The following is a 21,046-nucleotide window of genomic DNA, read 5'->3' as shown; positions in this document are numbered from 1 at the left end:
GCATGTCCGCTGCAAGGGAACCTGACCGTCAAGCCCGCATTGCCGTACTAGGCGCGGGCGCCTGGGGCACCGCCCTGGCGGCAGCTGCCAGCCGGCATGGCGATACCATGCTGGTGGCGCGTTCGTCCGAAGCGGCAGCCAGGCTGGCCGCAGACCGCGAAAACACGCGCTACCTGCCCGGCATCGAGCTACCCGCTACGCTACGCTACGGCCATGGCCTGGACGCCGCGCTGGCTCACCTTGCAGGCGACCATGCCCCACTGCTCATCCTGGGCATTCCGGTGGCCGGACTGGCCTCCACCTGCGCCAGCCTGGCGGCAGCATTGCTGGCCCGGCCGCTGCCAGGCCTGACCGTGCTGCGCACCTGCAAAGGCTTTGACGCCCAGACTGGTGAACTTCCGTATGAAATCAGCCATCGCCTGCTCGATGGCATTCCCGGGCTCGCCACAGGCGTGCTGTCCGGCCCTTCGTTCGCCCAGGAAGTCGCGCGCGGCCTGCCCGTCGCCCTGACCGTCGCCAGCCCCGCACCGCACGCACGCGCAATCGCCACCATGGCCTTGCACGGCGGGCCGGTACGCGTCTATGGCAGCGATGATGTCATTGGCGTGGAAATCGGCGGCGCACTCAAGAATGTCATGGCCATCGCCTGCGGTATTGCCGATGGCCTGGAACTGGGCACCAATGCCCGCGCCGCCCTGATCACCCGGGGACTGGCGGAAATGACCCGCCTGGGCATTGCCCTGGGCGCACAGGCGGCCACCTTCTCGGGCCTGACAGGGCTGGGCGACCTCGTCCTGACCGCCACCGGCGATCTGTCACGCAATCGCCGCGTGGGCCTGGCGCTGGGCCGTGGCATGACGCTGGAAGCCATCCTGGCCGACGGCATGACTGCCGAAGGCGTACGCTGCGCCCAGGCCGCCTGGCAGCGTGCCCAGGCGCTGAACGTGGACATGCCCATCACTGCTGCGGTTTGCCAGGTGCTCGATGGTACCCATACCCCGGAGCAGGCTGTCGCCACACTGCTGTCGCGCGAAGCCCGGGCCACGGAATCCCCATCCCAGCCCTGACCCCTGTCAGGCCAACGGCCTGATCCACACGGACGCAAGGGATGCCAAACAGGTATTGACCGGCATTGCCAATGGGCTCGGTCCGCCAGTCAAGCTGGCCTTGACGGAAAGAAACAGCATTCCTATGAAATGGGCCTGGACAACACGTCAGGCCCGGCCTCGCCGCAGCGTGCCCATGCGCCTTGCCGCCGCCATGCCTGTAAAGAAACGCTGCCACCGTTCTGTCGCGTCGCTCCGGCCTGCCGCGCCGCCCTCCCTGCACTCGCGCGGTCCTGGCTGTGTTACCCAGCAGGGCTACTGCCAGACGCTGTCTAGGGTTTTGGCTTCCAGCAAACGCCTAGCCCATATGCGCAACATGGCGCCATCGGCCTGATGCAAACGCGTCAGCCCCGCATCCGGCAAAGGACCGAAGCGCAACTCCAATTGTTCGCGCAGCAACCCCGCCATGCCTTCATGACGACCTTGCTCCAGGCCGCGATGCAATCCCTGTTCCAGGCCTTGTTCCAGGCCTTGCCGCAATCCCTGTTCCAGCCCCTTGCGGATGCCTATCCGTTCCACACTGCTGATGTAAGCCATGTTGCGCTCCTTCTCGAAACTTGCCAGGGATTGCCAGAATGCCTCGTCAAGGCTGGCGGGCAGGGCCAGGATGCCGTCGATAAACAGGAACAGCTGGCGGATGCGCCTGGCCTGCCAGCCGTATTGATACAGGCTGCGCACCAGCTGTTTCTTGTCTTCCAGACGTGCCTGCGGCGTACTGCGCCTGGCTGCTGCCAATTCGGCCAGCACGATGATGGCAAACGGGTTGGCAGGGGCCTGGCGGCGCAGCTCCTCTTCACGGCCGGCCCAGTCCAGCAAATGTACCACCGGCACGCGGTAGCTCAGGCTCAGAAAATCCTGACCTTTCGGTGCATAGTGGTAGTGCAGGACGCTGCCCTGACTGGCGCTGCGGGTGACGATGGCGAACTGCAGGATGGTTTCGTCCGGAAAGACTTCCTGCAACCTGGCGAAATACCCATACATGCGCCGCGCGAAGCGGCTGCCCAGGCGCTGCTGGATTTCCAGGTGCAGCAGCATCAGCGCCTGTGCACCGCCCTTGAGTTGGACACGCGCCAGTTTGTCCAGGTAGCGGCGGTTGCGACGCCGGCCCGGGGCCAGGGCACGCAGTTCCTTGTCGAGGAAAGCCGGCGGATGGTTCCAGTCAATGTCGGCATGCAGGCTTGGCCAGAAGAACGCGATGCAGGGTTCCAGCAAGGCTTCCAGCGCATCTTTCCAGTGGCCGTCGGCATCGGTGGGCGAGTTGGCATCCGCAGCGCCTGCGGCACCATAGTCATCCAGCGCCGATGGCGCATGCAGCCAGCCGGCGGACGATGGCAGTACCCGATAGCGCAACCGGGCCTGGGCACCGGACTGGCAGCGCGGGACCGGCCGTACCGGCTGCGCATTGCGGGACAGGACCACGCCTCGCTGCGGCAAATGCCCCGACCTTCGATTCAAATCGGCGGGTGGAGCCCGAGACGGAATGGAGGGCGGGACCGAGGCTGGGGCAGAGAACGGAACAGCGGTCAGGACATCAGGTAAAACGGTGGGTAGAACAGCAGGCAGGGCTGCTGGCAGCACCACGAAAGAGGATGCTGGACGAGACATATTGCCTCCTGGCAGGGCGAACAGGCATAGCCTAATGCCGGGAGTCTCATGACACGAGCGTCAGCGTGCCGAAAATAGCACGCTATCAGTCCATGGCCGCCCCGCTAGGCGGTGGCCTACCAGGAAACGACCAGCCACTACACAGCTATCCAGCGTGGCAGGACTTATCCCGCGCAGCCTGCGTAATCTTGCTGGCGCCAGGCTTCGAACACCGTCACGGCGACGGCATTGGACAGATTCAGGCTGCGCTGCCCCGGCCGCATGGGCAGTCGGATACGCTGAGCGGCGGAAAAAGTCGCCAGCTCGGCATCCGCCAGCCCGGCCGTTTCGCGGCCGAACACGAACACATCGCCCGCCTGGAAACTGACACCGGCAATGCTGCGCGCACCCTGCGTCGTCAGCGCAAAGCAACGCTCGGGCGGTGCGCCGGTCGCCGTCAGCGCGGCATCCAGGGAATCATGCACCTTCATGGGCTGCCATTCATGGTAATCCAGCCCGGCACGACGCAAACGAGCGTCGTCCAGCTCGAAGCCCAAGGGGCGCACCAAATGCAGCTGTGCGCCAGTATTGGCGCACAGGCGAATGGCATTACCGGTATTCGGCGGAATTTCTGGGTGAACAAGGATGACGTGAAACATCCCGGTATTTTGCCACTGCCACGCCCATGGCGACACTATTTCCATGAGCCGGCATACACACAGGCCCCTCTACACCACCATGAACCAGCCCTTGCCTTCCCCTCGCAGCATCTTCTGTCATGCCAGGACTGCGAGCCCGCAATCCATACCGCCCACGCAACGAACCGTCACCCTCTCCCGAACAGCCAGACAGGAGCACGACAGCTGCCCCTCCAACGCCATCACCCCCAGATTCATGCACGATACATGCCTGGCATCTACGTGTCTGTGGCCCAGTCCGGCGGCGGCACGCGCGCGGCCGCGAGCAGGGCCACGCTGCTCGCCCCTGCCGCCTTCAAGGCCAGCGCGGCTGCGCTGGCGGTGCTGCCCGTGGTGACCACGTCATCCACCAGCAGGACCGCGTTGCCACCGATGCGCTGCGGACAGTGAAATACCCCATCCAGGATGGCACGCCTTGCCTGCCGTCCCAGTGCCGCCTGCTTGTGCTCGGTTTCAGTACGCCGCAGCCAGGCCGGTTGTTCCTCTGCCCCCAGGCGCCGCGCCAAGTGCCGCGACAATTCACGCGCAGGATTGAAACCGCGCCGCTGCAATGAGCGGCGGCTGGACGGCACCGGCACCAACACCCTGCGCGGTGCGCTCCCGGCCTGTGCCAGCCAGGCATCGGCCATCAGATTGGCCAGCAGGCGCGCATGGCGCAGACGCAATTCCACCTTGTACTGCCAGACCAGCACATCGCCGGGCGGCGTATAGGCAAATGCCTCGCAAATGGATGCCAGGCCTGCCAGCGCCAGGGGCGGCAGGCGCTGCTGCCCTTGGCGCAGGTCCGCCAGGCAGGCAGCGCAGGGCATGCCGCCGCGCGCGGCCGCCAGACATAGTGGACACGCCGAAGATAGGCGGGCCAGCGCAGACTCCACGCACCCGTACCAGCCGCCTCGCAACAATTGCAATGGAACTCTCCCGGTCTGCCGCCCTGGCAGTCTGCTGGCCTGCTGGCCACGGAGGGCGGGCTTCACGCAACCACGCAAGTACGCGTACACTGCACAGCATCCATCCCACACCATGCATGGCACGATGTCCAGCCCATGCGAGATGAAAATGTCCACCACTGCCCCACGCCTGCCCCTGGATCCCCGCCATGTCATGCTGCAGTTTTCCCGACGCGGAGAACTGGCCGAAGGACGGTTTCTCTATGACGAAATTGCCGCGCGCATGGACGAGCGGCTACGCTATATCCGGGTGACGCCCAATGCACTGATGGATGCCGGCAGCGGCGCAGGCCATGCGCTGCCCCTGCTGCAGGCCCGTTATCCGCAGGCCAGCTATACCGGCGTGGATCACAGTGCACCGGTGCTGGCGCTGGCTCGAGCGCGACATGCGCCCGGCAGCTTCCGCACCTGGCTGGACACCTTGCGACGGCGCGACACGGCGCCGCGTTTCGTCCAGGCCGATATGGCTGCAACCGGCCTGCCGCCCGAGTCGCTGGAACTGGTGTGGTCCAATCTGGCCCTGCATTGGCACCCGCAACCTGACGCCGTGCTGGCCGAATGGCGCCGCGTGCTGAAAATCGGCGGCCTGGCCATGTTTTCCTGGCTGGGGCCCGGCACCTTTCTGGAACTGCGGCAAGCCCTGGCCGACGCGGGTCTGAAAACCGCCACGCCGGCTTTCGTGGACATGCATGATTTCGGCGACCAACTGGTCGAGAACGGCTTTGCCGACCCTGTGATGGACCAGGAAACCCTGACCCTGACCTATGAAACACCCGAGCGCCTGCTGCAGGATGTGCGTGCCCTGGGCGGCAACCCCGCCATCGGCCGGCGCGCCGGCCTGCCCGGCCGCCAGTGGCTGCAAGATCTCAAGAATGCACTGGCGGCACAACGCGGCGCCGACGGCCGCATCGCACTGAGCGTGGAAGTTTCCTATGGCCATGCCTGGCGCGCCGCTGCGCGGCAGGTCGGTGGCGAAACCCGGTTGTCCGTCAGTGCCATTGGCCGCAAGCAAGGCTAGCTCACAAGGCTGACCGCCCAGGCGTCAGCGGCGCCAGAAATCCGGCAGGAACAGCACCAGCACGGTAAACAGTTCCAGGCGCCCTATCATCATCGCAAAGGTGCAGACCCAGGCCTGGAAATCCGTCATGCCGGCATAGTTGCCCATCGGCCCGACTGCGCCCAGCCCCGGGCCAATATTGTTGATCATGGCGAATACCGCCGTCAGCGCTGTCAACGTATCCAGCCCGCTCATCAGCATCAGCGCGCTGAATACGCCTATGGATACGGCATACAGCAGCATGAAAGCCATGATGGAAATCATCAGCCGCTGCGGCACGATGCGGCCAGCCACACGCACCGGCATGACCGCATGCGGATGCAGCAGGCTGCGCATTTCCTGGCGCGCCTGCTTGAACAGCAGTACCACGCGGATCATCTTGATGCCGCCCCCCGTCGACCCGGCAGACGTACAGAACGCCCCTGCCAGCATCATGGTCAGCGGCAGCAAAATGGGCCAGAGGGCATAGTCGGTATTGGAAAAGCCCGTCGTAGTGCCGACCGATATCGTGTTGAAAAAACCCTTGCGCAAGGCATCCAGGATGCCGGCATCCGGGTAGTGCCAGAACAGGTAGCAGGACACCAGCACGCACAACGACAGCAGCGTCGCCAGGTACGGAATGGCCTCGGGGCAGCGGCGGTAGGGGCGGAAACTGCGCAACCGGAAGGCCTGGAAATGCGTGGCGAAATTGATCCCGGCAATCAGCATGAAGACCATCGCCACGGCTTCCACGGCTGCCGAATCGAAATGCATGAAACCGTCATCATAGGTAGAGAATCCCCCCAGGCCCATGGTGGATGCCATATGCGTCCAGGCATCGAACCAAGACAGCCCAGCCAGGTGGTAGCACACGAAGCACACCAGGGAAATGCTGACATAAATGGCGTACAGCGCCTTGGCAGTCTCCGCGATGCGCGGCGTGAGTTTTTCATCCTTGATCGGTCCGGGCACTTCGGCACGGAATACCTGGTGGCCACCTACACCCAGCAGCGGCAATACGGCCACGGCCAGCACCAGGATGCCCATGCCGCCCAGCCAGACCAGCGTGGTGCGCCAGAGGTTGATGGACATCGGCAGATCGTCCAGGCCGGTCAGGGCCGTGGCGCCGGTGGTAGTCAGCCCCGACATCGCCTCGAAGTAGGCATGCGCCACCGTGATCGGCGTGCCTGCGCGCAGGAAATACAGATACAGGGGCACCGCAGCCAGCGCCGGCAGGCTGACCCAAACGACGGACACCAGCATGAAGCCGTCCCTGGGGCGCAGTTCACCACGCCGCCAGCGCCCCAGCAGCCAGAACAGTGCGCCCAGCCCGAAGGTAATGAGGAAGCTGTCCTCGAAGACCGGCAGCGCACCGTCTCCGCTCGCCACCGAAACGGCCACGGGCAGCAGCATGGCACAGGCAAACAGCGTTACCGTGACGCCCAGCAGATGCAGCACGGCAAAGAAACGACGGCTCATGGCTCTTGTGGTTAGGTTGTCAGAAGAAAGCAGCGCTGACCTGGAACAGGCTTTCGATCTGCGGAATCTGGCGCCGGGTCGGCGCAAACACAATGACGTGGTCGTCCGACTCGATCACCGTATCATCATCGGCCATGATGATCTGTTCTTCGCCACGCACCAGCGCCACGATACGCGCGCCGCGCGGCAGGCGGACATCCTCGACCTTGCGGCCCACCACCTTGGAGGTATGGCGATCACCGTGGGCGATGACTTCCAGAGCCTCGGCCATGCCTTGCCGCAGTCGGTGTACCGCCACGATATCGCCACGGCGCACATGGCGCAGCAACTCGCTCATGGTCGCCTGGGCCGGTGAAATGGCAACGTCGATATGACTGCCCTGCATCAGTTCGCCGTAGGCCTGGCGGTTGATCAGGGCAATGACCTTGCGGGCGCCCAGGCGCTTGGCCAGCAGGGAAGACATGATGTTGTCTTCATCGTCGCTGGTCAGCGCCAGCCAGATATCCATGTCCTCGATGCTTTCGCCTTCGAGCAGGTCTTCGTCGGTGCCGCTGCCATGCAGCACCAGGACGTTGTCGGGCAAGGTTTCCGCCAGGTACTCGCAACGCCTGATGTCGCGTTCGATCACACGGATGTTGTAGCCTTCGGCGGCCAGTTCGCGGGCCACGCGAATACCGATATTGCCGCCGCCTGCAATCATCACACGGCTCACGCTTTTCTCGGCGCTACGCACCTGGCGCACGGCGCGGCGCGCCTGGGTCGTATCCACGACCACCAGGGCCTCGTCACCGGCCGCGACACGCAGTTCAGGCCGTGGCAACAGGGAGCGGCCGCGCCGCACCACATCTATCACCCTGGCATTGATGCCGGGAAACACACTGGTCAGTTCATCGGTGCGGCGCGCCACCAGCGGGCTGCCCTCGCCCACCCGCAGCGCCATCACGCTCAGCTGGCCATTGGCAAACTCGACCATCTGCAGCGCTTCGGGGAACTCGATCAGTTTGTACAGGTAGCCACTGACGCTGCGTTCCGGGCTGATGACGGCATCCACGCAGAAACCGCCCTCGGCCAGCAGTTCCGGCATTTCGGGCAGTTCCGCCGAGCGTATCCTGGCAATCCGGCGCGGCACGTTGAACACTTGCCGCGCCAGCTTACAGACGACAAGATTCACGGCATCCAGGCTGGCGCAGGCGATCAGGAGATCGGCATCGTCCGCGCCGGCCTTGCGCAGCACGGATACCTGGCAAGCGTCGCCATGCACCACGCGCAAGTCGAAATGCTCCTGCAGCGGCGCGAGCTGCTCAGGATTCATGTCGACGACGGTGATGTCGTTGCGCTCGGAGACCAGGTTTTCCGCGACGCTGACACCGACACGTCCGGCGCCGACGATCAGGATCTTCATGATGAGCGCTTGCGCGTGGCCTCGATGCCAAGCTGCTTGAGCTTGCGGTACAGGTGGGTGCGCTCCAGCCCGGTGCGTTCGGACACGCGTGTCATGCTGTGCCCTTCACGCACCAGGTGGTATTCGAAATAAATCCGTTCGAAGGCATCGCGCGCCTCGCGCAAGGGCAGGTCCAGGGAAATTTCCCCGAGACGGCCATTGGCAGGCGCCTCCTGTTCGGCCCCTGCCGTCACCGGGTCCTGCACTGCGCGTTGCGGCTGCGGTGCGGCCGGCGCATTGGCCGCAGCCGGCGCAGGCACGACACGGCGCCGCGCCAGGCCGTTTTCGACGGTCTTGAGCAGACGCTGCAGTGTGATCGGCTTTTCCAGGAAATCTATGGCGCCGATGCGCGTGGCTTCCATGGCGGTATCAATGGTGGCATGCCCGCTCATCATGACGACCGGCATGTCCAGCAGGCCCTGAGCGCTCCACTCCTTGAGCAGACTGACGCCATCGGTATCCGGCATCCAGATGTCGAGCAGCACCAGGTCAGGCCGGAACGCCTGCCTGGCGGCCCGTGCCTGACTGGCATTCTCGGCCAGTTCGACCGTATGCCCTTCGTCATAGAGAATTTCGGACAACAGCTCGCGTATGCCAACTTCGTCGTCCACTACCAGGATTCTGGCCATAACCTCTCACCTATCGCTTGCTGCATTATCCCTTTTCTGGCCCTGCATCGTCCAGTTTCGCCGAAGTCGAGGCTGGTGCCAACCGGGTCAGGAGAATGGTCACCCGCGCTCCGCCTTCCTTGCGGTTGCCCAAGTCTATCCTGCCACCATGCTCGTCAACGATTTTACGGACAATGGCCAGGCCCAGGCCCGTACCATGCGACTTGGTAGTGACATAGGGTTCGAATACCCGTTGCTGCACGTGCGCCGCGAACCCCTTGCCAGTATCGGAGACTGAAAATCTCAGGGCAGGCTGCTCCGTGCCATCCGCCCGCGCCGTCAGTGTCCGCACCGTTCTTACCCGGACTTTACCCTGTTCTGCCTGCTCCACGATGGCATCGCGGGCATTACTCAGTAAATTATGGATAACTTGGCGCAGCTGGGCCGCATCACCCATGATAAGCGGTGCTTCCGGGTCCAGATGCACTTCCAGCCAATGTTCTGCGCCGGATGCACCATGCTCGACCGGATCCCAGCCGTACAACGCCAGCACATCCGTCACCAGACGATTGAAATCCACTGGCCGCATGACCGCCTGCGGCGCGCGCGCATATTCGCGGAACTCATCGACCATCTGCTTGAGCGAGGCCACCTGATCGACAATGGTCTGCGTGGCCCGCCGCAACATGCGGGCGTCGTCGGATTCCAGCTTGTCGGCCAGCTTCATGGCCAGACGCTCGGCGGAAAGCTGGATGGGCGTCAGCGGGTTCTTGATTTCATGGGCAAGGCGGCGCGCCACTTCGCCCCAGGCTACCGTACGGCTGGCCGACATCAGTTCGGTGATGTCGTCGAAGACCACCAGATAGCCGTTGTCACGCTCGGCGACACGCAGGTGGGTACCACGCGCCATCAACGTCGCAGGCTGCGGGTCGGTGCCGCTGCCCCCCTCTTCGGACAGGGCCAGCTCGAACCGCTGGGTCCAGTAGGGCGCTTCGGAATCCACGGCTTCGTGCGCGGCGAAAGCATGGCGAATCACGGCGGCAAAACCGATCAGGCTATCGACGGTTTCCAGCGGGCGGCCCACAGTCTGGCGCAGGTCGGCATGCAGGATGGCCTGCGCTCCCTGGTTGAACATGGTGACGCGAAACAGTTCGTCGAACACCAGCACGCCGGAAGACAGGTTGCTCAATACGCTTTCCAGGTAGACGTTGGAGCGCTCGAGCTGGCGCCGGTTGCGCTCCACCATGGTGCGCGCCTCGCCCAGCTGCCGCGTCATGGCGTTGAAGGAGCGCGTCAGCTGGCCGACCTCGTCATTGCCGGGAGGCTCGGGCAACGGCCGATAATCCCCGACGCTGACGGCCTTGGTGCCCGACGCCAGGGTCAGCAGCGGCCGCACCAAGCGCCGGGACAGCGCCAGCGCGACAGCCACCGAGGCAAACACCGTCAGCAGCAGGGCCATCGTCAGCGTGATGCCGTACAGCTTGCGCAGGCCCAGCCGCGACAGCGACAGCTCCTGGTAGTCGCGGAAACCTTCCTGCACGCGGCTGGCGTTGTAGGCAATCTGCTCAGGCACGGGTTGTATCAGCTGCAACCAGCGCGGGTCGCCAGTGGTCCAGCCGCGCAGGCGGTCTATGCTGGCATCCGACGACATGGGCAGCACCACGCGCAAATACAGGCGTTCTCTCCCCACCGAGCCACGGGTTTCATCGGACTCGGCAGCGGAATAGCTGCGTGCAATGCGCAGCTGGTTCATGACGGATGGCGGCGGCAGCTCGGGCAGCAGCGCGCCGTAACCTTCAGTCGAATAGGCAATGGAACGACCGTTGCTGGTGAACACCATGGCATCGGACACGCTGTGCGCACTGCGCAGGCGGGTCAGTACCAACGCCATGTCGGCGTCGCTGGTGCGGTTCAGTTCGAGCAACATGGCACGCCCGCGGGCTTCCAGTTCCGCCAGTTGCGAATCCAGCGCCGCGCGCCCCAGGTTCAGACCGGCCTCCAGCGCCGCGTTCACGCGCACGTTGAACCAGGACTCGATGGAGCGCGACATGAACTGTACCGACAGCATGTAGATGGCCACGCCAGGCACCACGCCGATGACAGCGAAGGACAGGGCGAAACGCGCAGTCAGGCGGGCGCCGAAGGCGCGGCGCTGGAACTGGCGCCACATGCGCAGGCTGAGGCCCAGCACCCAGACGAACATGGCCAGCGCCAGCACGCCATTGAGCAACAGCAGCAGATCGTAGTATTCGGCGAAACGGGACGCATTGGCTGTGGACCAGACCAGCATGGCCAGCAGCGCCAGCCCGCAGGCACCGCCCAGCAACAAGGCCATGCGCAGCATCTGGCTCATGGGCCTTCCGGTACGGGATCCGGCACCTTGAACGAAAAATCGAACCAAGGTGAACTGGCCGTCCAGGCGCTGCTGTTGAAAGCGTTGATCTGGAACGGCCTGGACAGGCGTGCCGTATCCAGGCGCAACCGCAGCCTGCCTTCATAGCGGACGCCGGGGACAAGCTGAGCGGTCTTCGCCACGGGCCAGCCACGGATGGTACGCACCACCTCCATGGCTTCATCCAGGCCCGATACCGGCAGCGAGAGCTCGCCAGTGCCGACACGCCATTGACGCGTCAAGGCGTTGTAAAGCACGCGCCAGGTAATGCGCGTTTCGATTTCCGTGGCGTCGAACCACCACCAGCGCTTGCGATCGACTTCCAGGTCTACGCTGAAATACAGCGGCACGCCCCGTTCGGCAGCCTCACGCAGTTCCGCGTTCAGTTCGAAGGGCAGCTGCGCATCTATCTCCACCTCACCGCGCCGGAACGACACGGAGATATCGGCCTGCTCGGCAAACGCCGGCCCCACCGGCAGCAAACATGCCGCCAGACACAGCGAAACCAGCGCAAGCAGGTTTCGGAGGAGGGAGAAAGATGTGCGTGGCATAGCCATCATTCTTGGCGATTCAGGCCTGCTTGGCAAACAAGGCGTAGAAAAAACCGTCATGCTGATGCGACAGTGTTGCATTCGCCCCAACCGGCAGCAATTGACCCGGCGCTTCGAGCACCACGGCATCTGCATGTGCCTTGAGAAATGCCCGCGCCTGGCCCGCGCATTCCTCCGGGAACACTGAACATGTCACATACAGCAGGCGCCCGCCCGGCGCCAGCAGCGGCCAGAGGGCATCCAGCATGCGGCGCTGCACCGCGGCGGTCTTCTGCACATCGGCTTCACGCCGCAACCAGCGAATGTCCGGGTGACGGCGCACCACGCCCGAGGCCGTGCATGGCGCATCAACCAGCATGGCGTCGAACGGCCGGCCATCCCACCAGGTGTCGGGACGCGCGGCATCCCCGGCCCGAACCTGCACTGCCGGCCCATCCAGGCGCAGGCGCGCCAGGTTTTCGTGCACGCGCGCCAGGCGGCCGGCATCAGCATCCAGCGCCAGCAGCTCCACATCGGCGCATTCCAGCAGGTGCGCCGTCTTGCCGCCAGGCGCTGCGCAGGCATCCAGCACACGCATGCCCTCACGCGGCGCCAGCAGCTCGGCCGCCCGCTGGGCACCGGCATCCTGTACCGACCACCAACCTTCTGCGTAGCCCGGCAGGCGCGTCACGACATGCGAACCCGCGAGCGTCAGGCCCCAGCTGCCGACCGGCTCGGCTTGCACGCCGGCTGCGGCCAACGCGTCCGCCACCTGGGCCAAGCTGGCACGGCGGCGGTTGACCCGCAAGGTCAGTGGCGCCGGGGTGGCGCTGCTCTCGAGCACGGTCTGCCAAGCATCGGGGTAGGCGAATTGCAGCTTGCGCACCCACCATTGAGGGAAATTCCAGCGCGCTTCATCGTCGTCACGCGGCAATTGCCCGTACTCGCGCAGGAAACTGCGCAGCACGGCATTGATCAGGGGTTTGAAATGCTTCAGCCGCACCTGCCCGGCAGCCGCCTCGACGGCCTGGTCCACCAGCGTATGCGATGCGTAATTGGGTTCATGCGGCAAGGCCGTGCCCTGTTCATGGCGCACGGCGGCATCCAGCAACGACAAGGCCGTCAGCAACAAGGCATCCAGCAAAGGTTGTTCCGGCCTGCGCCGCACCAGGTAGGAGCGGTCCGCGATGGCGGTGCCCAGCGTGCGCATGACATGCGATGCCAGCGCCTGGGCCGCCGGACGGCGGACCGATGGCAATGCATCCAGCGTTTCCGTCAGAGAACGCCCTGAGAGCACGGACTGCACTGCAACTGCCGTATCCAGCAGCACAGCCGACAGCGGGATCTGGACCTGCGGCGCGCCCGTCACGCGCCCAGCCCTCCGGCTGGCACCTGCCAGCCTCGCACGAAGACATCGACAGGCTGGCGCTTGCCCCCCGCTTTCTGCAGCGTCAACAAACGCAGGCGGCCATTGGCCGTCGCCAGGTCTATGCCTTCGGGCGTGGCGGCCAGCAAGGCGCCGGGCGCCTGGCCGTGACCTTCGTCCGGCAGCGCGACGGCTTCCCATACCTTGACCGGATCAGCCAGACCAGGCAGGCGTACACTTGCGCCCGGCACGGGATCGAAAGCCCGGATGCGCCGCGCCAAGACGTCTGCAGACTGGGTGAAATCAAGCGGCGACTCGGCCTTGTCCAGCTTGGCCGCGTAGCAAACCCCTTGCTCAGGCTGCGGCACCGCCGGCAGCGTGCCACGTTCCAGCGCCGCCAGCGCCTCGACAATCGCTTCGCCACCCAGCGCCGCAAGACGGTCATGCAAGCGCGCCGCATTGTCGTGCGGACCGATGGGGGTGCTTTTCTCCAGCAGCATAGCGCCGGTATCCAGGCCCTCGTCCATCTGCATGATCGTCACGCCGGTACGTTCGTCGCCGGCCTCGATGGCACGCTGGATGGGCGCAGCGCCACGCCAGCGTGGCAACAGGCTGGCGTGAATATTCAGACAGCCCAGGCGCGGCAACGCCAGCGTCCAGGCAGGCAGGATCAGGCCATAGGCGGCGACGATCATTGCATCCGGCCGCAGCGCTTCCAGCACGGTGCGAGCGGCCCCGGCTTCATCGGGAAACTTGCCATCCAGCCTCAGGCTGCGCGGCTGCAGCACCTCGATTCCCGCCGCCAGCGCTGCCTGCTTGACCGGACTGGCCATCAATTTCATGCCCCGGCCGGCAGGCCTGTCAGGCTGTGTCATGACTAGCACGATCTCGTGCCCGGCTGCCAACAGCGCGTCAAACGCGATACGGGCGAATTCCGGGGTACCGGCAAAGACAAGTCGCATGGGTAGGATTCAGGAATAACAACAGTTGACGAACGCGCGCCCCGCCAGGGCGCCACGGCGAATCCAGGCCGCCGGCAGACGCAGCCGGCGGCAGCGCGGCATCAGGCGCGCGCCAGTTCGCGTGCCTGCTTGCGCAGCTTGTTGCGAATGCGGTTGAGCTTCAGGCTGGAGAGGTATTCGACGAAAACCTTGCCATCCAGGTGGTCGATTTCATGCTGCACGCAGACAGCCAGCAGGCCATCGGCATCGAATTCGTAGGCTTCGCCCTGCTCATTGAGCGCGCGCACCCGGACCTCCGACGGACGGCAGACTTCGTCGTACACGCCGGGCACCGACAGGCAGCCTTCTTCGTAGGTCTTGCTGTCGTCGCTGCGCCACAGGATTTCCGGGTTGATGAGCACCCGCAATTCCTGCTGATTTTCCGAAACGTCGATCACCACGACACGCTTGTGCACATCCACCTGAGTGGCGGCCAGGCCGACGCCGGGCGCCGCATACATGGTTTCAGCCATGTCGCGCACCAATTGGCGAATGCTGTCGTCGACCTGCTCGACAGGCTGGGCGACCTTGTGCAGGCGAGGGTCGGGATAACGGAGGATGGGAAGCAATGCCATGGCCAAGGTACCGAAGAAACACAAAAAGCGCCCTGAGACGCGCATAACCTTCATCATAAATCATCTACCTGCCGGCACGGGGAAAAGCCATGCGGATGAATGGGTGAAGGTGTGCTCAATTGAGCACACCTTCACCCCCGACTGGCCGGGCAACGTGCCAGACTGCCATCCATGTGCACTCCCGGCCCTTCCCCCATCCCACATGCCAACTCGCATGCCGGCACACCGGTCAGCCCTCCTGCAGGCACACTTGTCCGCCCGCTTGTCTGCCTGCCTGCTCACCCGGACCCAGTCCTGGCGGCCTGGCTGCGCTTCGCGCTCGAACCTGGCCTGCCCTTGCGTACCGCACTGGCGCTGCTACAACGCTTCGCCACGCCATCGGCCGTCTACCAGCAGGACGCTGCCGTATTGCGAACCTGTCTGCCGGCTGCCCTGGCCATGCAGCTGGCGCGTGCGCCCGGCACCGAACTGGCGGCCCGCCTGGCACAGGCGTCGCACTGGCTGCGCGGCGGCGCAGAGCGCCATGCCCTGCCGCTGCATCACCCCTGCTACCCCGACGCCCTGCGCCAGCTGGCCGACCCACCGCTGCTGCTCTACCTTGAAGGCAACCCTCAGGTGCTGGCGCGACCCGCCATCGCCATTGTCGGCGCTCGCAACGCCACCCCGGCAGGCAAACAGAACGCCTATGCCTTCGCAAGCGCGCTCGCCAGCGCCGGCTGGGTGGTCGTCAGCGGGCTGGCACGCGGCATAGATGCTGCCGCGCATACTGGCGCACTGGACGGCGCGCCCCCGCTCGCCCCGGCCACGGTGGCCGTCCTGGGCTGCGGCCCGGATATCATCTACCCGGCGTCCCATGCCGAGCTGGCCCGCCGCATCATCGGGCAAGGCGCCATCCTGTCGGACTATCCACCAGGCACTCCGCCGCTGCCGGGTCACTTCCCGCGTCGCAACCGCCTGGTTGCGGGCCTGGCGCAGGGCACGCTGGTCATAGAAGCTGCCCTGCGTAGCGGTTCACTGGTGACCGCCAGGCTGGCCGCCGACAACAACCGGGAAGTCTTCGCGCTACCCGGCTCCATCCATGCCCCGCTGGCGCGCGGCTGCCATGCACTGATCCGCCAGGGCGCCAAATTGGTCGAAACCCTGAAAGACATCCTGGAAGAGCTTCCTGCCATTCCGCCTGCGCCTGAACAAACCCCGGCCCAGCCCCCCCATCCTCAAGCTCCGCCCGCCTGCCCGCTGTCCCCGGATGCCCGCCGTCTGCTCCCCTTTCTATCGGACGCCCCCGCCGGCCTGGATGCCCTGCTGCTGCGCAGCGGCATGGATGCCGCATCGGCCAGCGCCGCGCTCTGGGAACTTGAAACCGCCGGTCTGGCCGCGCGTACGGATGCAGGCAGCTACCAGGGCTTGGCCGCCCGGAGGCGCGTACGCCAGGGCCAGGCTCCTTTTCCCGCCAACAAGACCTAGAATCGGTCTTTTTCTTCCCGACCCCGGCTTTTCCCATGAATGAACATCGCCACAAGCTTTCCATGAGCATCCTGATGACGCCGGACATGGCCAATTTTTCCGGCAATGTCCATGGCGGCACCATCCTGAAGTACCTCGACCAGGTGGCCTACGCCTGCGCCAGCCGCTACGCGGGCAGCTATGTCGTCACCCTGTCGGTCGATCAGGTGATGTTCCGCCAGCCCATCCACGTCGGCGAACTGGTCACCTTCTATGCCAGCGTGAACTACACCGGCAGGACCTCCATGGAAATCGGCATCAAGGTCGTGACCGAAGATATCCGTCAGCAGATGGTGCGCCACACCAACAGCTGCTACTTCACCATGGTGGCCGTGGATGACAATGGCAAGGCGGTCGCCGTGCCGCCGCTGCAACCCGACACCCTGGAAGAGCGCCAGCGCTATGAAGCCGCCATCCAGCGCCGCGCCCTGCGCGAGGAAATGGAAGCCAGGCATCGCCGCATCAAGCACGACACCACGGGCCACGAAGCCTGAAGCCTGTTTATTGACCCAGTGGCGCCGGCCAGCCAGGGCGGCTAAACGACCTCTCCGAGCCAGCGCCGTGCCACGGCCTTTTCCAGCTCCAGCAAAGTGAACAGCGCAAGCCCTACCGCCAGCACGGCCACCACCTGCCCGGGGCTCAACGCCGCCGTCTGGAACCAGCGCTGCATGGCGGGCGCATAGGTGAGCAACAACTGCCCCGCCGTCACGACCACCAGCGCCAACGCCACAGCCGGCGTCCCCTTGATGCCCTGCCAGTTGAACGAACGCATGTGCAGGTAGCGCACGCTGAACAGATAAGCCACCTCCATCACCACGATCACGTTCACCACTGCCGTGCGTGCGACTTCCAGCGGTGCCCCCCGGGCCTGCAGGAACAGAAAGATGCCCAGCGCACCTATCATGAACAGGAACGAAACGAACCCCACCCGCCACAGCAGGAAGCCCGACAGCAACGGCTGCCCGGCCAGACGCGGCCGGCGCGCCATGACGCCGGGCTCGGCAGGCTCGAAAGCCAGCACCAGGCCCAGCGTCACGGTCGTCGCCAGGTTGATCCAAAGGATCTGGGCGGTAGACATGGGCAACACCCATCCCATCATCAGGGCCAGGATAACGACCATGACTTCACCGCCATTGGTCGGCAAGGTCCAGGAAATCACCTTTGTCAGGTTGTCATAGACCGTCCGGCCTTCCTTGACGGCCGCAACGATGGAGGCGAAGTTGTCATCGGCCAACACGATCTCGGACGCTTCCTTGGCTGCTTCCGTCCCCTTGCCGCCCATCGCCACCCCGACATCCGCCTGCTTGAGCGCCGGCGCATCATTGACGCCATCGCCAGTCATGGCCACCACCGCGCCACGCGCCTGCAGCGCACGCACGATGCGCAGCTTGTGTTCTGGCGTCGCACGGGCAAACACCGTCGTGCGCTGTGCGGCATCAGGCAAATCGGCATCACTGATGCGATCCAGCTCGGCAGCACCCAGCACCTCGGGCTGGTCCCGCAGGCCCAGCTGCCGTGCAATCGCCAGGGCGGTGGCGGCGTGGTCGCCGGTGATCATCTTGACTTCGATGCCTGCGCTGCGGCAATCACGCACGGCCGCCAGGGCCTCGTCGCGTGGCGGGTCGATGAACCCGATCACCCCCAGCAGCACGAAATCCGCCGCCAGCTCATCCGGGTTCAGCGACAGCGCATCCTCCGGCCCCAGCTCGCGCATGGCAAAGCCCAGCACACGCTGGCCCTGTTCCGCCAATGCCGCGATTTGCCCATCCCAGTAGGCGCGGTCCAGCGGCGTCTCGCCCCCGGCCGTGCGCTGCGTAGCACAGCGTCCCAGCACTTTCTCGGGTGCGCCCTTCAGACACAACAATCGCACGCCGCTCCCCGCCGCGTCGCCATGCAGGGTCGCCATATAGGCATAACGTGCGTCGAACGGGATTTCATCGAGCCGTGGCCAGGCTAGCCGCTCCAGCCCGGCATCCAGCCCCCCCTTGGCGGCCAGCGCCAGCAGCGCCCCTTCCATGGTATCGCCGCGCACCGACCAGGCACCACCTTCGTCCTGATGCAAGCCCGCGTCATTGCACAACAGGCCGCAACGCAGCAGCGCACCGGCCTGTTCCACATCCGCGCCACCTGCCTGCGCCAGCAGCTCGCCCTGGGGCGCGTAGCCCTGGCCGGACGCCTGCCAGCAGGCATCTGCCATTACCACTCGCTGCGCCGTCATTTCATTGCGCGTCAGCGTACCGGTCTTGTCGGAACAAATAATGGAAGTCGCCCCCAGGGTTTCCACGGCAGGCAGACGGCGCACGATGGCCTGGCGCCGCGCCATGCGCTGCACGCCGATCGCCAGCGTGATCGTCATGACGGCCAGCAAACCCTCGGGCACCACGGCCACCGCCAGGCTGACCACAGCCATCAGCGCATCCAGCGCGCCATAGCCGCGCACACCCACGGCGAACACGAACAGCAAGACGGCGCAAACCAGCACCGCCACCCCGAACACCCGGCTGAAACGATCTACCTGGCGCAACAACGGCGTACTGATCACCTCGACCTCATGCATCAGCGTGCTGATGCGGCCGATTTCCGTCCTGGCGCCAGTCGCCACCACGACGCCAGCGCCCATGCCCGCCACCACCAGGGTGCCGGAAAACGCCATCCCGTCGCGGTCGCCCAGGGGCGCGTCCACCATCGACACGGCGACCTGCTTGGACGCATTGACGGATTCGCCTGTCAGGATGGCCTCGTCCACCATCAAGCCACGCGAGCGCAACAGGCGCAGATCCGCCGTCACGCGGTCGCCCGGCTCCAGCAGCACGATATCGCCAGGCACCAGGTCTGCGGCATCGCATACCATCCGCCCGCCATCGCGCAACACCGTGGCATGGGGCGCGATCAAGCGCCGGATGGATTCCATGGCCTGTTGCGCCCTGCCCTCCTGGATGAATCCGGTAACGGCATTCACAACCACCACCAGCACGATGACGGCCGCATCCACGCCATGGCCCAACGCCAGGCTGACGGCCGCCCCCACCAGCAACAGATAGATCAGGCTGTTATGGAACTGCAAAAGAAAACGCCGCCATGCCGGCTTGCCCGCAGCCAGCGGCAACCGGTTCGGGCCATACGTTTTCAGCCGCTGCGCGGCCTGCGCACCATCGAGCCCTTCCGGCCCGCTTTGCAGGCTTGCCAGCACATCGTCCACTGGCATGGCATGCCAGATGGACGCAGCCCCTTCGTGCCCCGGACGCGCCAGGCGCCCCCCGGCCGCCTCTGTGTCCTCCGGCCCTGAAACCGGTTCCTGCCCCCGCTGCTGCATTTGCCCCCCTGGCTCTGAACACAACCCCGCTGTCATGAAACACCCTGGCCGCTAAAGCCGGCCAGCCAGGGACCGGCCGCATGGCATGACGCGCTATCGCGCGATTCTGATTGCATCCGCCACACCGGCCCCATTAGCAAAAGATAACATGGCACCTGCCCCATACCCGCACGCGGACTGGGCCTGTCCAGCCACGCCTGCCAGGAAAATGCCATAATCGCCAAGCCTGGATGCCGCCTGACCGGCGCATCGCCGCACTGCTGTCCCTGCCCGCCGGCAAACCCGGCCGGTCACGCCGCAGCAACCAAGCCGCACCCCTGAAAATACTGCGCCACGCCTTCATCATGCAGCCCCCTGGAAACCTCACGGGGGGCTGTTTGTCTTGAAGCGCCCAGGCAGACCAGAACACCCATGCCTACCTTGCCCCTGGCGACGCGGGCGACCAGGCCAGGAATTGTCACCCTGCCGCCTACGGAGACACCATGACTGCAACCGCCTCTGCCCCCACCTTGCCCCGCCACCTGGCCATCGCCATCCTGCTGCTGCTGGGCACCTGTTTCGCTGGCAACCACGTTTCCGCCCGCCTGGCCTTCGACAACGGCGCCGGACTGCTGGTCGCCATCCTGTTCCGCTCGGGCGCAAGCCTGCTCGCGCTCACCGGACTGCTGCTCTGGCTGCGGCAAGCGCCCCGCCTGCCCGCGGGCACCGGCAAATGGCAACTGGCGCTGGGCGTGCTGATCGCCCTGCAAAGCCTCTGCCTGTATTCGGCTGTGGCGCGCATTCCCGTCGCGCTGGCACTGCTGGTCGCCAATACTTTCCCCATCCTGCTGGCCCTGCTCACCTGGGCCCTGGGCGGCAAGCCGCCTACCCGGCGCACGGCGGGCATCATGGCGTTGATCCTGTTCGGACTGCTGTTCGTGCTGGACCTGCCTACCCTGATCCGTGGCGGACATGAACTGGGCCCGGACTGGATCAGCGGCCTGCTGTTCAGCTTCGGCGCGGCCTGTGTGTTTTCCATCGGCCTGTGGGTCACCGAACACAAACTGGCCACCGTCACCGGCCCGGTACGCAGCTTCTATACGATCCTGATCGTGTTCGCCAGCATGATCGTGGCAGGCACCGCAGACCTCATCCCTGGCGGCATGGCCGCACCGGACAACAGCCTGGGATGGCTGGCGCTGGTGCTGCTGAGCATCCTCTACACCATCGCCTTCAGTTCTCTGTTCGTGTTCGCGCCACGGCTGGACATGGCTCGCAACGCGCCGGTCATGAATATCGAACCCGTGGCATCGCTCTGCCTGGGCTGGATGGTGCTGGGCCAAATGTTCAATTCCACCCAACTGATCGGCGGCGCCATCGTCATCACCGGCATCGTCCTGCTGGCCTACAACAAGCAGAAACCGGCAGGCGCCTGATGCCGCACCAGCGCACCGCACGCGGGCTCATCCCGTCTGGCGGTGCGCTGGC

At 65.3% G+C, this 21,046-nt stretch carries 17 protein-coding genes; 5 read left to right on the top strand and 12 right to left on the bottom strand.

Translation table 11 applies throughout. The features are described from left to right. The first annotated feature begins 2 nt into the window (after nt 1–2). Nucleotides 3–1,067 (top strand): NAD(P)H-dependent glycerol-3-phosphate dehydrogenase, encoded by a 1,065-nt coding sequence (locus ACEW7X_RS01070; protein ID WP_068371535.1) that lies wholly within the window; start codon nt 3–5, stop codon nt 1,065–1,067. A 294-nt stretch (nt 1,068–1,361) separates the two neighbouring features. Here the strand turns inward: ACEW7X_RS01070 and ACEW7X_RS01065 are convergent, their stop codons facing one another. The 3 genes from ACEW7X_RS01065 to ACEW7X_RS01055 form a co-directional block, all read right to left on the bottom strand. Next, nucleotides 1,362–2,525, bottom strand: coding sequence for a hypothetical protein (locus ACEW7X_RS01065; RefSeq protein ID WP_420177503.1), 1,164 nt, complete (start codon nt 2,523–2,525; stop codon nt 1,362–1,364). A gap of 350 nt (nt 2,526–2,875) precedes the next feature. Next, nucleotides 2,876–3,349, bottom strand: coding sequence for a tRNA (cytidine(34)-2'-O)-methyltransferase (locus ACEW7X_RS01060; protein WP_068372605.1), 474 nt, complete (start codon nt 3,347–3,349; stop codon nt 2,876–2,878). A gap of 257 nt (nt 3,350–3,606) precedes the next feature. Further along, nucleotides 3,607–4,197, bottom strand: coding sequence for a ComF family protein (locus ACEW7X_RS01055; RefSeq protein WP_068372608.1), 591 nt, complete (start codon nt 4,195–4,197; stop codon nt 3,607–3,609). Nucleotides 4,198–4,438: 241 nt separating this feature from the next. On the opposite strand from ACEW7X_RS01055, the gene ACEW7X_RS01050 reads away from it, so the two are divergent. Continuing rightward, the gene (locus tag ACEW7X_RS01050) at nt 4,439–5,353 is read left to right on the top strand and encodes a methyltransferase domain-containing protein (RefSeq protein ID WP_130486256.1); all 915 of its coding nucleotides are present in this window, start codon (nt 4,439–4,441) and stop codon (nt 5,351–5,353) included. 24 nt (nt 5,354–5,377) lie between these two features. Here the strand turns inward: ACEW7X_RS01050 and ACEW7X_RS01045 are convergent, their stop codons facing one another. The 8 genes from ACEW7X_RS01045 to def form a co-directional block, all read right to left on the bottom strand. Beyond that, a complete protein-coding gene (locus tag ACEW7X_RS01045) occupies nt 5,378–6,850 on the bottom strand; it encodes a TrkH family potassium uptake protein (protein ID WP_068372614.1) in 1,473 nt (490 codons plus the stop codon). 19 nt (nt 6,851–6,869) lie between these two features. Beyond that, entirely contained in the window at nt 6,870–8,252 is a 1,383-nt protein-coding gene (gene trkA / locus ACEW7X_RS01040; protein WP_068372618.1) for a Trk system potassium transporter TrkA, read from the bottom strand. Further along, nucleotides 8,249–8,920: a response regulator gene (locus tag ACEW7X_RS01035; RefSeq protein WP_068372627.1), complete on the bottom strand. Its 672-nt coding sequence runs from the start codon at nt 8,918–8,920 to the stop codon at nt 8,249–8,251. The genes trkA and ACEW7X_RS01035 overlap by 4 nt, the downstream gene beginning before the upstream one ends. Nucleotides 8,921–8,945: 25 nt before the next feature. Further along, complete coding sequence (locus tag ACEW7X_RS01030) at nt 8,946–11,252, bottom strand: sensor histidine kinase (protein WP_068372629.1); 2,307 nt, start codon at nt 11,250–11,252, stop codon at nt 8,946–8,948. After that, on the bottom strand, nt 11,249–11,842 hold the full coding sequence (locus tag ACEW7X_RS01025; protein WP_127772979.1) for a DUF4390 domain-containing protein: 594 nt from the start codon (nt 11,840–11,842) through the stop codon (nt 11,249–11,251). Before ACEW7X_RS01025 ends, ACEW7X_RS01030 begins: the two co-directional genes overlap by 4 nt. A 19-nt stretch (nt 11,843–11,861) precedes the next feature. Further along, complete coding sequence (rsmB, locus tag ACEW7X_RS01020) at nt 11,862–13,190, bottom strand: 16S rRNA (cytosine(967)-C(5))-methyltransferase RsmB (RefSeq protein WP_130486258.1); 1,329 nt, start codon at nt 13,188–13,190, stop codon at nt 11,862–11,864. Then, nucleotides 13,187–14,149 carry a methionyl-tRNA formyltransferase gene (gene fmt, locus ACEW7X_RS01015; protein WP_068372634.1) on the bottom strand — a complete coding sequence of 321 codons (963 nt, stop codon included), beginning with the start codon at nt 14,147–14,149 and terminating at the stop codon, nt 13,187–13,189. Before fmt ends, rsmB begins: the two co-directional genes overlap by 4 nt. A 101-nt stretch (nt 14,150–14,250) precedes the next feature. Then, complete coding sequence (def, locus tag ACEW7X_RS01010) at nt 14,251–14,763, bottom strand: peptide deformylase (protein WP_068372967.1); 513 nt, start codon at nt 14,761–14,763, stop codon at nt 14,251–14,253. A 270-nt stretch (nt 14,764–15,033) separates the two neighbouring features. Here def and dprA point away from each other — a divergent pair, with 270 nt between their 5' ends. Beyond that, nucleotides 15,034–16,227 carry a DNA-processing protein DprA gene (gene dprA, locus ACEW7X_RS01005; RefSeq protein WP_416054126.1) on the top strand — a complete coding sequence of 398 codons (1,194 nt, stop codon included), beginning with the start codon at nt 15,034–15,036 and terminating at the stop codon, nt 16,225–16,227. A 35-nt stretch (nt 16,228–16,262) separates the two neighbouring features. Beyond that, nucleotides 16,263–16,760 carry an acyl-CoA thioesterase gene (locus ACEW7X_RS01000; protein WP_068372637.1) on the top strand — a complete coding sequence of 166 codons (498 nt, stop codon included), beginning with the start codon at nt 16,263–16,265 and terminating at the stop codon, nt 16,758–16,760. A gap of 41 nt (nt 16,761–16,801) precedes the next feature. On the opposite strand, the gene ACEW7X_RS00995 is transcribed toward ACEW7X_RS01000, so the two are convergent. After that, complete coding sequence (locus tag ACEW7X_RS00995) at nt 16,802–19,471, bottom strand: HAD-IC family P-type ATPase (protein ID WP_420177502.1); 2,670 nt, start codon at nt 19,469–19,471, stop codon at nt 16,802–16,804. 590 nt (nt 19,472–20,061) lie between these two features. Here ACEW7X_RS00995 and ACEW7X_RS00990 point away from each other — a divergent pair. Continuing rightward, nucleotides 20,062–20,994 (top strand): EamA family transporter, encoded by a 933-nt coding sequence (locus ACEW7X_RS00990; protein ID WP_420177501.1) that lies wholly within the window; start codon nt 20,062–20,064, stop codon nt 20,992–20,994. Nucleotides 20,995–21,046: the final 52 nt, after the last annotated feature.

This window comes from Kerstersia gyiorum, from assembly GCF_048595715.1.
Classification (GTDB): domain Bacteria; phylum Pseudomonadota; class Gammaproteobacteria; order Burkholderiales; family Burkholderiaceae_B; genus Kerstersia; species Kerstersia gyiorum.
Note: the sequence above shows the minus strand (reverse complement) of the source record. Positions and strands in the feature narration are given on the sequence as shown.